At 59.9% G+C, this 13,983-nt stretch carries 12 protein-coding genes; 9 read left to right on the top strand and 3 right to left on the bottom strand.

The window, feature by feature from the left end; all coding sequences use genetic code 11:
- The first annotated feature begins 70 nt into the window (after nt 1-70).
- Together C1Y42_RS23975 and argS are read left to right on the top strand one after the other, a co-directional pair.
- Nucleotides 71-193 carry a hypothetical protein gene (locus tag C1Y42_RS23975; protein WP_255418418.1) on the top strand — a complete coding sequence of 41 codons (123 nt, stop codon included), beginning with the start codon at nt 71-73 and terminating at the stop codon, nt 191-193.
- 166 nt (nt 194-359) lie between these two features.
- On the top strand, nt 360-2,090 hold the full coding sequence (argS, locus tag C1Y42_RS08850) for an arginine--tRNA ligase (protein WP_031280190.1): 1,731 nt from the start codon (nt 360-362) through the stop codon (nt 2,088-2,090).
- 50 nt (nt 2,091-2,140) lie between these two features.
- On the opposite strand, the gene C1Y42_RS08845 is transcribed toward argS, so the two are convergent.
- Genes C1Y42_RS08845 through flhB form a run of 3 tightly spaced genes read right to left on the bottom strand, consistent with a single transcriptional unit; the run spans nt 2,141 to nt 5,779 of the window.
- Nucleotides 2,141-2,548, bottom strand: coding sequence for a flagellar protein FlhE (locus tag C1Y42_RS08845; RefSeq protein WP_104093213.1), 408 nt, complete (start codon nt 2,546-2,548; stop codon nt 2,141-2,143).
- Nucleotides 2,548-4,635, bottom strand: a complete 2,088-nt coding sequence (gene flhA, locus C1Y42_RS08840) for a flagellar biosynthesis protein FlhA (protein WP_021509954.1) — start codon at nt 4,633-4,635, stop codon at nt 2,548-2,550. The genes C1Y42_RS08845 and flhA overlap by 1 nt, the downstream gene beginning before the upstream one ends.
- The gene (gene flhB, locus C1Y42_RS08835; RefSeq protein ID WP_021509953.1) at nt 4,628-5,779 is read right to left on the bottom strand and encodes a flagellar biosynthesis protein FlhB; all 1,152 of its coding nucleotides are present in this window, start codon (nt 5,777-5,779) and stop codon (nt 4,628-4,630) included. Before flhB ends, flhA begins: the two co-directional genes overlap by 8 nt.
- Nucleotides 5,780-6,420: 641 nt before the next feature.
- On the opposite strand from flhB, the gene C1Y42_RS08830 reads away from it, so the two are divergent.
- The 7 genes from C1Y42_RS08830 (at nt 6,421) to C1Y42_RS08800 (ending at nt 13,937) form a co-directional block, all read left to right on the top strand.
- Nucleotides 6,421-6,912 (top strand): hypothetical protein, encoded by a 492-nt coding sequence (locus C1Y42_RS08830; RefSeq protein WP_021509952.1) that lies wholly within the window; start codon nt 6,421-6,423, stop codon nt 6,910-6,912.
- A gap of 85 nt (nt 6,913-6,997) precedes the next feature.
- On the top strand, nt 6,998-8,209 hold the full coding sequence (icmH, locus tag C1Y42_RS08825) for a type IVB secretion system protein IcmH/DotU (protein ID WP_058774571.1): 1,212 nt from the start codon (nt 6,998-7,000) through the stop codon (nt 8,207-8,209).
- Nucleotides 8,209-10,323 (top strand): type VI secretion system membrane subunit TssM, encoded by a 2,115-nt coding sequence (tssM, locus tag C1Y42_RS08820; protein ID WP_104093212.1) that lies wholly within the window; start codon nt 8,209-8,211, stop codon nt 10,321-10,323. The genes icmH and tssM overlap by 1 nt, the downstream gene beginning before the upstream one ends.
- 13 nt (nt 10,324-10,336) lie before the next feature.
- On the top strand, nt 10,337-11,035 hold the full coding sequence (gene tagF, locus C1Y42_RS08815) for a type VI secretion system-associated protein TagF (RefSeq protein ID WP_058771215.1): 699 nt from the start codon (nt 10,337-10,339) through the stop codon (nt 11,033-11,035).
- A gap of 33 nt (nt 11,036-11,068) precedes the next feature.
- On the top strand, nt 11,069-12,199 hold the full coding sequence (gene tagH, locus C1Y42_RS08810) for a type VI secretion system-associated FHA domain protein TagH (RefSeq protein ID WP_058757496.1): 1,131 nt from the start codon (nt 11,069-11,071) through the stop codon (nt 12,197-12,199).
- Nucleotides 12,196-12,972 (top strand): PP2C family serine/threonine-protein phosphatase, encoded by a 777-nt coding sequence (locus C1Y42_RS08805; RefSeq protein ID WP_058771213.1) that lies wholly within the window; start codon nt 12,196-12,198, stop codon nt 12,970-12,972. Before tagH ends, C1Y42_RS08805 begins: the two co-directional genes overlap by 4 nt.
- A 14-nt stretch (nt 12,973-12,986) precedes the next feature.
- The gene (locus C1Y42_RS08800) at nt 12,987-13,937 is read left to right on the top strand and encodes a hypothetical protein (protein WP_104093211.1); all 951 of its coding nucleotides are present in this window, start codon (nt 12,987-12,989) and stop codon (nt 13,935-13,937) included.
- Nucleotides 13,938-13,983 lie beyond the last annotated feature (46 nt).

Here is a 13,983-nt window from a genome sequence, read left to right as displayed (position 1 = left end):
CCCGTCAATCAATTGCAGTAGCTGACCCTTTCTTATAAATTTGGGTTTCACAACTACAAGGAATGGCCCTATGTCTATGCTCATTATTGTCGCGGTCCTGATAGCCTTGATGGGATTTGCAATTTCCCGCCACTGGAAGGTGCGTGAAGACAAAAGCGTTAAAAATCCCCGTCGCCACCCGCGCCGCCGTTAACCGGCGCGCGGGCCTGCGTCCACCGGCAGCCATAACCGATTGCTGACGCACCCCAACATTTCACGTATACTTCCCCTCTTATTTTTTCCGTCCCGACACGCACGCGGGATGACGACATCGGCTCGCCCTCAGCTGGCGGGCCTTTTCAGCATATGAAGGTAACGCGGTGAATATTCAGGCTCTTCTTTCCGATAAAGTCAGTCAGGCGATGGTGGCGGCAGGCGCACCGGCCGATTGCGAACCGCAGGTTCGTCAGTCTGCAAAAGTGCAGTTCGGCGATTACCAGGCGAACGGTATCATGGCCGTGGCGAAAAAGCTCGGTCAGGTGCCGCGCCAGCTGGCTGAACAGGTAGTTCAGCATCTGGATCTGGCTGGCATCGCCAGCAAAGTCGACATCGCCGGTCCCGGCTTTATCAACATCTTCCTCGACCGCCAGTGGCTGGCACAGCAGGCCGCGCAGGCGCTGCAGCTGCCACGCCTGGGCGTCAGCGAGGTGACACCTCAGACTATCGTGATTGACTACTCGGCGCCCAACGTGGCGAAAGAGATGCATGTCGGTCACGTGCGATCCACCATTATCGGTGATGCCGCAGTGCGCACCCAGGAGTTTCTCGGTCATCACGTCATCCGCGCTAACCACGTCGGTGACTGGGGCACACAGTTTGGCATGCTGATCGCCTATCTGGAGAAGCAGCAGAACGAGCATCATGAAGATATCGCGCTGGCCGACCTGGAAGCCTTCTACCGCGAAGCGAAACGCACCTATGACGAAGACGAAGCCTTCGCCGAGCGCGCCCGCGGTTACGTGGTGAAACTGCAGGGTGGCGACGAATATTGCCGCGCCATGTGGAAGAAGCTGGTGGATATCACCATGAGTCAGAACCAGCAGGTGTATGACCGCCTTAACGTCACCCTGACGCGTAAGGATGTGATGGGTGAAAGCCTGTATAACGACATGCTGCCGGGCATCGTCGCCGATCTGCGCGAAAAAGGGCTGGCGGTGACCAGCGAAGGCGCCACCGTGGTTTTCCTTGATGAGTTCAAAAACAAGGAAGGTGAACCGATGGGCGTGATCATCCAGAAGAAGGATGGCGGCTATCTCTACACCACCACCGATATCGCCTGCGCCAAATATCGCTATGAAACGCTGCATGCCGATCGCGTGCTGTACTACATCGATTCCCGCCAGCATCAGCATCTGCAGCAGGCGTGGACCATCGTGCGCAAAGCGGGCTACGTGCCGGAGTCAGTGCCGCTGGAGCACCATGCGTTCGGCATGATGCTGGGCAAAGATGGCCGTCCGTTCAAGACGCGCAGCGGTGGCACCATCAAACTCTCCGATCTGCTGGATGAAGCCGTTGAGCGCGCCCATGCGCTGGTCAGCGAGAAAAATCCGGAGATGAGCGCGGCAGAGCTGAAAGAGCTGGCGGAAGTGGTCGGCATCGGCGCGGTGAAATACGCCGACCTGTCGAAAAGCCGCACCACCGATTACATCTTCGACTGGGACAACATGCTGGCGTTTGAAGGCAACACCGCGCCGTACATGCAGTACGCCTACACGCGTGTGCTCTCGGTATTCCGTAAAGCGGGCATTGAGGCAGACAGCCTGCACGGTGATATCATCCTGACTGACGAGCGCGAAGCGCTGCTGGCGACCCGTCTGCTGCAGTTTGAAGAGACCATCACCCAGGTCGCGCGCGACGGCACGCCGCACGTGATGTGTGCTTATCTGTACGATCTGGCCGGTCTGTTCTCGGGCTTCTATGAGCACTGCCCGATTCTCTCCGCCGAAGAGGAAAACGTACGCAACAGCCGTCTGCAGCTGGCTGCGCTGACGGCGAAAACCCTGAAGCAGGGGCTGGATACGCTGGGCATCAAAACCGTCGAGCGAATGTAAGCCTAAAAAAACCCGCTGCGGCGGGTTTTTTATTGGCTATTGGCTATTTGCTATTGGTAATTGACCATCACTTCACTGCTCACCACCCGCAGGCCGGGCGGCAACGCGCCCTGCCCCTGAAATCCGAAAGCCAGATGCAGCGTTTCATCGGCTGCCACGTTGGCGAGCCCGCGTGTGCTGCCGCTGGCGCCGTCCAGCTCCACGCAGCGCTGGCTGGCGCACAGCCGCACCACCAGCCCTGATGGTGCAGGGCGGCTCAGCGTGTAGCGCCAGTTCACCAGCGAAATAGTCCCTGCAGCCGCCGAGGGCGCTTTAAGCGCCGGCGACAGCAGCCAGTTGCCGCGCACGCCAAGGCTTGGGCCGCTGGCGCTGGCCTGCCACGCACCGCTGGCGGCTTTGCCCGTTAGCGGCAGCGCCAGCAGCGCCGCCAGCAGCCATGAGAGCGTCACGCCGCGCATTATTTGCCGCCTATGGTAGCAGTCATGCGGATCTGCCGGTTATCGGTCAGCTCCATATTGGACAGCACCACCAGCTGCGGCAGGTTGCGGCGCAGGAAGCGCGCCAGCAGCGCCCGCAGCGGATGGTTAACCAGCAGCACCGGCGGCGCACCGGTCATCTCCTGCTGCTGCAGCGCGGCCTGCGCCTGCATCAGCAGTCGATCGGCAAGACCCGGTTCCAGACCGCCACCGCCCTGCAGCGCCTGCAGCAGCAGACGCTCCAGTGTGGCATCCAGTCCAATCACCTGCACTTCGCCGTTGCCCGGGAACCACTGCTGGGTAATCGCACGGCCCAGCGCGACGCGTACCACGCTGGTCAGTTCCTGCGGATCGTTCTGCACCGGCGCATGTTCGGCCAGCGTTTCGATAATGGTGCGCATGTCGCGGATCGAAACGCGCTCGGTCAGCAGATTTTGCAGCACTTTGTGCAGCGTGGTCAGGGTGATCACGCCCGGCACCAGATCTTCCGTCAGCTTTGGCATCTCCTGGGTGACGCGGTCCAGCAGCTGCTGCGCTTCCTGACGCCCAAACAGCTCGCTGGCGTACTGGCCGATCAGGTGATTAAGGTGGGTCGCCACCACGGTACTGGCTTCCACCACGGTGTAGCCCTGAATCTGTGCCTGCTCTTTCAGCGCGCTGTCGATCCAGATGGCCGCGAGGCCAAACGCCGGGTCAACTGTCGCTTCACCCGGCAGCGTGCCCGCCGCCGTGCCCGGGTTGATCGCCATCCAGCGTCCCGGATAAGCATCGCCGCTGCCAATCTCCACGCCCTTCATCAGGATGCGATAGCGCGCCGGCGGCAGCTCCATGTTGTCACGAATGTGCACCACCGGCGGCAGGAAGCCGACCTCCTGCGCCACCTTTTTACGGATACTGCGGATACGCCCGAGCAGCTCGCCGTTTTGCAGATGATCGACCATCGGAATCAGGCGATAGCCCACTTCCATGCCGAGCGAATCTTCCAGCTGGACGTCGGTCCATGAGGCTTCGACCGTGGCCGGCGTCTCCTGCGTTTTCACCACGCTGGAGGCTTCACTTTGCTTCTTCGGCTGCATTTCGCGGCCGCGCAGCCACCAGGCCAGGCCGAGCAGCGCCGCGGTGAACAGCAGGAACACAAAGTTCGGCATGCCGGGCACCAGGCCCAGCAGGCCAATCACGCCGGCGCTCAGCATCAGCACGCGTGGATTGTTAAACAGCTGGCCCACCATCTGTTCGCCGACGTCCTGATCGGTACTGACGCGGGTAACGATGACACCGGCAGCGGTAGAGATCACCAGCGCCGGGATCTGCGCCACCAGGCCGTCACCGATGGTCAGCAGCGTATAGGTTTCCCCGGCGTGGCCGAGATCCATACCGTGCTGCACCACGCCCACCAGCAGGCCGCCGATCACGTTGATCACCATGATCAGGATGCCGGCGATGGCGTCGCCGCGCACAAACTTACTGGCACCGTCCATCGAGCCGTAGAAGTCCGCTTCCTGGGTCACCTCGGTGCGCCGGCGTTTGGCTTCGTCTTCACCAATCAGGCCAGCGTTCAAATCGGCATCGATCGCCATCTGCTTGCCGGGCATACCATCCAGCACGAAACGCGCGCCCACTTCGGCGATACGTCCGGCACCTTTGGTGATGACCATGAAGTTGATGATTACGAGGATGATGAACACCACGATACCAATGGCGAAATTACCGCCCACGAGGAAGTGACCAAAGGCTTCAACCACACGCCCGGCGGCATCAGCACCCGTATGCCCTTCCAGCAGGATGATACGCGTTGAGGCGACGTTCAGCGCCAGACGCAGCAGCGTTGAGAACAGCAAAATGGTCGGGAAGGCAGCGAATTCCAGCGTGCGCTGGGTGAACATCGCCACCAGCAGCACCATGATGGACAGCGCAATGTTGAAGGTAAACAGCAGGTCAAGGATGAACGCCGGCAGCGGCAATACCATCATCGACAGGATCAGCATGATCAGCACCGGACCAGCCAGCACCTGCCATTGCGTGTCTTTAAAATTGCCCGGTAAACGCAGCTTTTCGGCCAGATTAGCCATGGTTGGTGTTCTCTCCTGCAAAGTCCATCTCTGCCGGGACCGGCAGATGTTTTGGTTTGTTTGGAATCAGGCCGCCTTCGCGCTTCCAGCGTCGCAGCTGCCAGACCCACGCCAGCACTTCTGCCACGGCGGCATAGAGCGCGCCGGGAATAAACTGGCCAATTTCCGTATGACGATAGAGCGCACGCGCCAGCGGCGGCGCTTCCAGAATCGGTACGCGGTGCTCTTTTGCGATTTCCCGAATGCGCAGAGCAATGTCACCGGCGCCTTTGGCAATCACTTTCGGCGCACTCATCTTGCCTTCCTGATACTGCAGCGCCACCGAGTAGTGCGTCGGGTTAGTCACGATGACGTCCGCCTTCGGCACGTCGGCCATCATGCGGCGGCGGGCAGCGGCACGCATCGCCTGGCGGATACGCCCTTTAACGTGCGGGTCGCCTTCGTTCTGCTTGTGTTCATCGCGAATTTCCTGGCGCGTCATGCGCAGCTTTTTGAAGTAGCTGTAGAGCTGCCAGAACACGTCAAAGCCAACCATCGGGATCAGTCCCAGCATCACCAGCGCACAACTGATGGCGGTCATCGACAGGCCATGCTGCAGCGCATTCACCGGCGATTCGCTCATCAGACGCAGCATCTCCTGCCAGTGACTCCACAGATACCAGCCAGCCACCAGCGCCACCAGTACCGCTTTGAGAATTGCCTTCACCAGTTCCGCCCACGTCTGGCCGGAGAACATGCGCGCGATGCCCGGTAACGGGTTGAGCTTTTTAAAATCGAATTTGATAGATTTTCCGCTGATGTTGATTCCGCCCAGAATCATCGGCGCGGCGATGGCAACGATCACCAGCCCGGCCATCAGCGGCAGCAGCGCGATCACCGCCTGCATCACCAGGTTGCCGATGTGCGAGACGATAATTTTATCGTCGTTGACCATGCCGTGGTCAAAGCGGAAGCCGGTGGCCACCATGCTGGCCAGCCGTTGCGCCATATTGTGGCCGCCCAGCCAGATGATCAGCAGCCCGGCCAGCAGCATCAGTACCGAAGTCAGCTCGCGCGAACGCGGAATCTGCCCCTCCTGCCGTGCTTTCTCAAGTCGGTGGGGGGTGGGCGATTCTGTTTTGTCCTCGTTGCTCTCTTCAGCCACGACATACCTCAGCTGGCAGGAATTCTGAGCATAGGATGCCAAAACCCTTCGGGTCTAAAGCGCGGATTAAGCGAGAAAAAGATGGGTTTATTTAGCCATAAGTGAAATCAGGACCTGCGCTAACCTGGTGCGGGCCAATCACCAGCGAACGGTTACGCGACCTTTGCTGCGCAATACGGGTTAAGTGGCGCAGCCAAGCAAAAGCCGTGCCGGACTGGCTGGGTTAATGACGCGGCTGCGCCCGGAAATTCCGAAAATCATAAAATTGTTTCGCCGCGCAATCTTTTTTTATCTGAAAAAATAGATAAATCTTATTTACCAATTCCCCTTAGCACCATCAGGGGGCAAATGTCGCGCCGCACACCAGCCGCGCTTGCTTACGCAAATAAATTAATGCAGCTTATCTATCGTCCCAGCCAGAACGATCGCGGCGTGCCGTTAAGGCGTTTTTTCGCCCGGTAGCACGGGATTTGCCGCGGTGCAATGGTTTGAATTCTCAAAAGTCTTAGGTAGACTTAAGTCAGCACTATCTTTCTGTAATTTGACTGTTTTTTAGTGGCCTTCTCGCTGCATAATCTGCCCGCCCGCTGAGTGCGTGCCGGATACAACTCTGCAGCGATACTGATGAAAATTTGAGGATCATGGTGAATAAGAGTCTCTTGCTAACGCTGCTGGCGGCTTTAACGCTGGCGGGATGTAAAGCGCCTCCACCGCCCGTGACGGATGACACCCTGGTCACCAGCGAAGTGAACGGCGTAAAACTGGTTCATCGTCATGCAGTGGCAGCACCCGGTGAATTTACCCCGGTGAATGAGAGCTTTCGCGCGCTGTATGCCGCCTCTGTGATGACCCTGCCGGATTACGGCGGCAAAGTGGTGCGTTATCTGGATAACGCCCAAACCTTTGAGGTGCTGGGTCGCGTCGAGCACAACTGGCTGGCGATTGCAGAAGAACCCAGCGGTCAGCTGATTGGCTACGTGCCCCCCAAAGCTGGCGTGGAGAGCAGCCGCTATGATGCCACGCTGCGCAGCGACCGGCCGCGTCCCCGTCGTACTAAACAGGTCTGCGTGGCCGTGGGCGGCGCCAGTAAAGCATGCCGCACCAATGATACCGCGACCTGGATCTTAGACTGATGATGCAATCCGGCGCATATTGCCCGCAGCACACCGCTGCTTTGCGGGCTAACCGTTCCGTTATTGCCAGGATAATCGAGATTTAATGACTCAGGACTCCCTTGCCCGCGATGGCATTGTTGCGGGCAACGATAACCTTTTGCTGAATGCCGCAGCCCCAATTCTGAATGCCGTCGTGCGTATACGGCAGGCGGCGACGCACGACGATCCCGCTGGACTGCGTCAGCTGCTGATTGAAGAGATCCGCCAGTTCGAGCAACGCTGTAAACAGGCGGGTTTACCGTTTGAGATGATCATCGGCGCACGCTACTGCCTGTGTAGCGTGCTGGACGAAGCGGCGGCGCAAACCCCCTGGGGCACGCGCGGCGTCTGGTCCGGCAATGGCATGCTGGTGACCTTTCATAACGAAAGCTGGGGCGGCGAAAAAGTGTTCCAGCTGCTGTCGCGCGTGTCGCAAAGCCCGCAGCAGCATTTATGGCTGCTGGAAGTGATTCACTACTGCCTGCTGCTGGGCTACGAAGGGCGCTATCGCGGCAGCGACAGCGGACGCGCACAGTGTGAAGGCATCCGTAAACGGCTGGCGCAGCTGATTGCTGAAACCCGCCCGGCACCACCACCGCGCGCGCCGCTGGTGGAAGTGCATCCGCTGGTCAGCACCCTGACGCGACCAATGGTGCCACTGTGGGCCTGCGTCACGCTGGCTACGCTGATTGCCTGTCTGATCTACAGCGGGCTCAACTGGCGACTGGGCAATGCAGCCGAACCGCTGCTGCGCGCCATCTATCAAACCCCGCTGCCGCAAATCATGCCGGGGCGCCGCCCCACCTCACCGCAGGCGCTGCTCGATCTGCATCAGCGTCTTAACGACGTGATTGCCGCAGGCCAGCTGGAAGTGAGCGACGGTGCCTTTGGCAGTAAAGTGATCATTCCTGCGGACAAGCTGTTTGCGCCGGACGGTACCGTAGTGAACCAGGTTGGCCGCGCGCTGCTGGCGCACGTGGCCAGCGCGATGAAGACGGTAAAAGGCACGGTGCTGGTATCGGTCTACACCGATAATCGTCCGGTGGATGGCCGTTTCGCCTCCAGCTATGAATTCTCCTTCGCCCGTGCCCGTGCCGTTACGCAACTGCTGAATACGCAGCTGGCGGACGGTCACAGCGTTAAAGCCGAAGGCCGCGGCGACAGCAATCCGCTCTTACCCAATGACAGCAATGAAAACCGCGCCCGCAATCGCCGGGTGGAGATCACCCTGTTTGCGGCACCGGAAACCCTCGGCAATCATCAGGGAGGCCAGTGATGCGCGCATCACTCCAACATCTGTTAACCCATCGCCTGCTGTGGGGCCTGATTGGCGTCACGGCACTGAGCTGCGTGCTGTGGATGCTCGGTCCGCTGTGGAGCTGGGGCGATACTCGTCCACTGGAGCCGGTATTCCCGCGCCAGCTGGCGGTCGGCCTGCTCTATTTCTGCTGGGTGCTGTTCCAGTTTATTCCCGCCATCTGGCGCGGCTGGTTTAACAGCAAGCTGCTCAATCGCCTGCAGGAGATGAGCCACGAAGAAGCGTCCGATCGCCAGGCGACCGAGACGCTGCTGACCCAGCGCTTCAGCGAAGCGGCGCTGCGGCTGAAACGTACCCAGTTTGGTCGCCGGCATCAGAAAAGCTGGCTGGCGCGTTTTCAGAGTCACTATCTGTATCAGCTGCCGTGGTATGTGATGATCGGCGCGCCCGGTGCCGGTAAAACCACCGCGCTGCTGAACGCCGGTCTGGAGTTTCCGTTAACCGACAGCCTCGGCAAAGAGGCGGTACGCGGCGTTGGCGGCACGCGTCACTGCGACTGGTGGTTCACCGACAGCGCAGTCTTAATCGACACCGCGGGCCGTTACGCACTGCAGGAGAGCCAGCGCGCGCGCGACGGCGCCGAGTGGCACAACTTCATAAAACTGCTTAAGCGCTACCGCACGCGCCAGCCGATCAACGGCGTGATCATGACCATCAGCGTGGCCGACCTGCTGACCGACTCCGCCGAGGCACGTCACGCCCAGGCCAGCGCGCTGCGCAGCCGCATGGTCGAGCTGCATCAGCAAACCGGCATTCACTTCCCGGTGTATGTGATGGTCACCAAAACCGACCTGCTGAAAGGGTTTATGAGCTTTTACGGCAACCTGAGTAAACCGCAGCGCGATGCCATCTGGGGCTTCACCTTCCCGTGGGAACCGGGCAAGCCGCATAAAGATGACTGGCACCGCAGCTTTAGCGAGCGCTTTCAGCAGCTGGAGCAGCGTCTGCAGCAGCAGCTGGCCGACGTGATGGCCGGCGAGCGCGATCTCACCCAGCGCGCCGACAGCTTCCTGTTCCCGCAAGAGTTCAGTTCGCTGCGTCCGTCACTCAACGAATATCTCGACGTGGTGTTTTCCCGCCATCAGGATGAGATTGCCTGGTCGGCGCGCGGCCTGTTCTTCACCAGCGGTACCCAGGAAGGTCTGCCGTTTGACCGCATCATGGGCGAACTCAACCGTAAGCTACAGCTGCCACACACCGGCGAGTCGAGCCTTGCCGCGTGGGACAGCGTTAACCGCAGCAATCCGATTCCGGGTACCAAAGGCCAGAGCTTCTTTATTCGCGACCTGTTAAGCGACCTGGTGTTCCGCGAAAGCGGCCTCGCCGGCAGCAACCGTCACTGGGAGTATCGTAACCGGCTGCTGCACTGGATCGGTTACGGCGCGCTCACCGGCGCGCTGGTACTGCTGTCCGGTTTGTGGCTCACCAGCTACGTGCAGAATCAGCGTTATCTCGATCAGGTCGCGGCGCGTATCGGGCCGATTACCACGCAAAGTCAGCAGGTTATTCATCAGCCAGCCGATAATATTTTTGATCTGCTACCCTTCTTAAATAACCTGGTGAAACTGCCGCTGTCGGCGCATTTTTCTCTCGACAATCCACCGCTTACCATGCGCGCTGGACTGTATCGAGGTAACCAGGTGAGCGATGCCGCATGGGTGCTTTATCAAAATGCGCTTAAGTCTTTACTGCTGCCGCGCGTGGCCCAGCAAATTACCAACCTGCTGCGTGACGATCCCGGCACCGACAATGACTACAGCCGCAATGCGCTGCGCGCTTATCAGATGCTGTATCAGCCGCGTAACTACGACGGCGAATTTCTGCGCGGCTGGCTGATGCAAAATCTGCAGCGCACGCTGCCGGACAACGTCAGCGCGCGCGATCTGCAGCAGCTTGACTGGCACCTGAGCCAGCTGCTCGATCAGCAGATTCAGTCTTCGCCTTATGCGCGCGACAATGCGCTGATGATGCGTAAGCTTGCGGAAAATCTGAAAAATGCCGGTCAGAATGGCCGTATGCTGGCGGTTGCGCCACACACCGTATCGCAGCGATTGACCGGACACAGTGAGTAATGGTGAGGTAACCATGGCGAGTTACACCGCGCCGGGCTGGTATGGCAAATTACCGGCCACCGGTGATTTTCTGCGCCAGCGGCTCAGTGAAGCCACGGTGACGCCGTGGAGCCACTGGTTTCAACAAGGCTTAATCCACTGGCATCAGCAGGAAGAGGCTAGCACGCAACAGTTTTTACGCGCGCCGGTATGGAATTTTGTCCTGCCGCTATCGCCGCTGCGCCAGCAGGTGCAGCTGGGCTGTCTGCTGCCCTCGTGCGATCGCGTCGGCCGTGCGTGGCCGCTGCTGGCGCTGCACAGCATTCCGCTCAGCGCGTGGCATGCTTCACAGCTGGCGATCTCCGGCGACTGGTATCAGGAACTTGGCGCGCTGCTGTGGCAGGCGGTGCGCGATCGCCACAGCCCGGACGCGCTTGAGACGCAGATTCAGCAGCTGGCTCCGCTGCTGCTGCCGGATAAGCAGCGCAGCGACATCATGGATGTGATTGGTTTTGACGATTTGCCCTGCACCCTGAGCTGGCGTGAAGTGGCCGACCGTTTTGATCCCCAACAGCACATTAGCTACTGGTGGAGTAATCGCAGTGACGGCTTTGCCCACGCCACGCATAAACACAGTGGCCCGCTCACCGCGCAACTTTTTTCGTTATTGTTTAACCCGGCGGCGGGTGCCCAGCCGGGACGTAATGGCCTCTATCCACCGATGTTTGAGTAGGCCAGTGCGCTTGCCTTGTTAACGGGATGACTCATGCAATTTACCATTGTGCAGTGCAATACGGATGTGCCCGCCAAAACCGTCGCGTTTAGCCCGCCTGGCGGGACTATCGGCCGCAGCCAGGATAACGACCTGGTGCTGCCCGACGAATCGCGCGCTATCTCGCGCCTGCAGGCGCTGGTGCACCTGTCGCCAGACGGCGAGTGCCGCCTGACCAACCAGGGCAGCGTCACTTCGGTGGTGCTGAACGGCGTGGCGCTACAACGCGGCTCGCAGGTGCGGCTGCGCCACGGCGATACGCTGCAGATTGGCGAATATGGCCTGGAAGTGCGCGACCCGGCGTGTCAGAACGCACCGCAGGATGATCCGCTGGCGTTTTTTGCTGACAGCGCCGCCGATCCGCTGGGTATGCAGCAGGACGAAAACGTGCCGGAACCGGAAGTCCTGCCGCAGAGCGACAGTCCGCGTCACGAACGCCGCCCGGACGCGCGCCTGGCGATCGATCCGCAAAGCGATGCGCCCGTGATGCCAGCCGTGCTGGCAGACGCCGATCAGGACAAACTGATCGCCGCGCTACTGGAAGGTATGGGCCTGAATAATGGTCACCAGACGCCGATCACCGAAGAGCAGATGCGCGTCACCGGCCGCATGCTCAGCCTGTTTTCGCAGGGTACGGTTGCCCTGCTCTCTTCGCGCTCCATCCTCAAGCGCGGCGTGAAAGCCGACATGACGATGATCCTTAACGAAGCCAACAACCCGTTTAAAATTCTGCCCTCCGGCAAAACCGTGCTGATGCAGATGTACCAGAGCCAGATGCCTGGCTTTATGCCGCCGGAAGCGGCGGTGCGCGATGCGCTGGTGGATTTACAGGCGCATCAGCTGGGGATGATTGCCGGCATTCGCGCCATCATTGCCGCGATGCTGCAGTCGTTTAATCCGCAGCGTCTGGAAGAGGAAGCGCGCAAAGACGGCGTGCTGCCTAAGATGCCGTTCAGCGGCGGACGCAAAGCGGCGCTGTGGGACTATTTTCTCCGTCACTATCAGCGCACCGCGGGCGAGATTGAAGATGACTTCCACACCCTGTTTGGTGAAGCCTTTCTGCATGCCTACGACATGGAAGTGAATCAGTACAAAGATTCCCAGACGCGGACCGAAGACGCATGAAGATGAAGTTTGCCAGCCGCTGCCAGCAGGGTATGCGTGACGAAAACCAGGATCGCACCGGTGCCGAAGTCGATGAACAGAAAGCCTGTTTTCTGGTGTGCGACGGCGTGGCCGGTCTGCCCGGCGGCGATTATGCGGCCCAGCTGGTGCGCGATACCCTGCTGACGCAGCTGCAGCAAAGCGACACGTTCACGCCGGAGAGTACGCGCGCGGCGATAGAAAAGTGTCAGCAAACGCTGGTCAGCGCCCAGGGGAACAATCCGAATTTTTCGCGCATGAGCACCACCCTTGCCGCCCTGTTTATTGACCGCACAACGCAGCGCGCATGGTGGGCGCATGCCGGTGATAGCCGGGTTTATCACTTCCGCCACGGGGTGCTGCATCAGGTGACGCGTGACCACAGTCTGGCGCAGCAGCTGCGCGAAGCCGGCTATGAAAATACCGGCATTAACAGTAATTTACTTTATAATGCGCTGGGTATTGAGCCGGCCCGACCGGCCACCTTCAGCGAGGTGATTGAGCTGACCGATGGTGACGCATTTCTGGTCTGTACCGACGGCTTCTGGCTCAACCTCACCACCGACGAAATGGAACAGGCACTGCGCATGGTGAACGCCTGCGAAGAGTGGCTGGCATTGATGGAACAGGCCGTAAACCGCAGTGTTAAAAGCGACAATCTCAGCGCTCTGGCAATCTGGATTGGCGAACCGCAGGACGCGACGCTGCTTTATTCCCAGGCTGATGCGGCACGTTTTCTGCCGTCACGTTATTGATTGCAAGGATCATTATGAAACTGTGGTTGCCGGGCGTTGCCGCCCTGTTACTGGCCCTGAATGCGCAGGCGGAAGATTACCGGGTGGTCTACTCGCCCAGCCTGTCGCTGGAAGTCTATATCGATAACGTTGCCAGTAATGCGCCCGACGACTGGTGTAAAGAGACGCTGCCGCTGCGCATCGTGTCCGGTAAAAGCAAAGACACCAGCATTCTTACCAGCTTCCTGCCGCGCGTCGGTACGCTGCTGGCGAACCAGTGCGGCCTGCTGGATGAGATCCCCTGGCAGATGACCAGCAAAGAGGGCAGCGTGCTGGCTAACGGCAGCGCGGCAAAACTGCAGAACTGGCGGCCGATCATCCTCAACGACGCGACCGCCAGCGCCAGCGCCAATACCGCGGCGCCGCTGGATTTATCGCGTCCGGCCGACAGCACGCCGCTGCAGCACTTCGCCCTGCCCGGCGGCTGCCATTTCCGCACCTGGTGGGATGAAAACGGCGGTTCGCTGTTTATCCCTGAGAACCCGCAGCAGCATTGCTCAACCGAGGGCTGGCTGGAAGGTCCGGCGGCGATGACGCTGCTGAGTGACGGCAAAACGCGCAGCCAGACGGTAACCTTCCTGCAGGGTTATCCCATCGCCAATCTTACGCTGACCCGCACGCCGCTGGAGGTGGTAGCGGTGAACAAACAGCGCATGATTGTCACGCGGCCCGATGCCAGCGATAGCTGGCTGGTGCTGCCGTTTGATGCTCAGCAGCACGTCTGGCGTTTCAGCGGCACGCTGCTGATTAAAATGGATAAAAACACCGGCACGGATAGCGAAGCGGTGAAATCGCGGGTTGATAGCTTACGCGGCATCTGGTCGCCGCAGTTTATGCCACAGCAAAAAGTGACTGTGTTACTGATCGACACCCTGCACGCCGATCTGGCCGATCCGGCAATTGGTGCCTGGCGTAACATTAATTAATTAGCGGTTGTTGCCCGCCGTCACCGGCGTGACGGGGCGCTACAGG

The sequence above is a fragment of the Pantoea sp. ICBG 985 genome (assembly GCF_002928365.1).
GTDB lineage: Bacteria > Pseudomonadota > Gammaproteobacteria > Enterobacterales > Enterobacteriaceae > Pantoea > Pantoea dispersa.
This window is presented reverse-complemented; position numbering and strand designations above follow the sequence as displayed.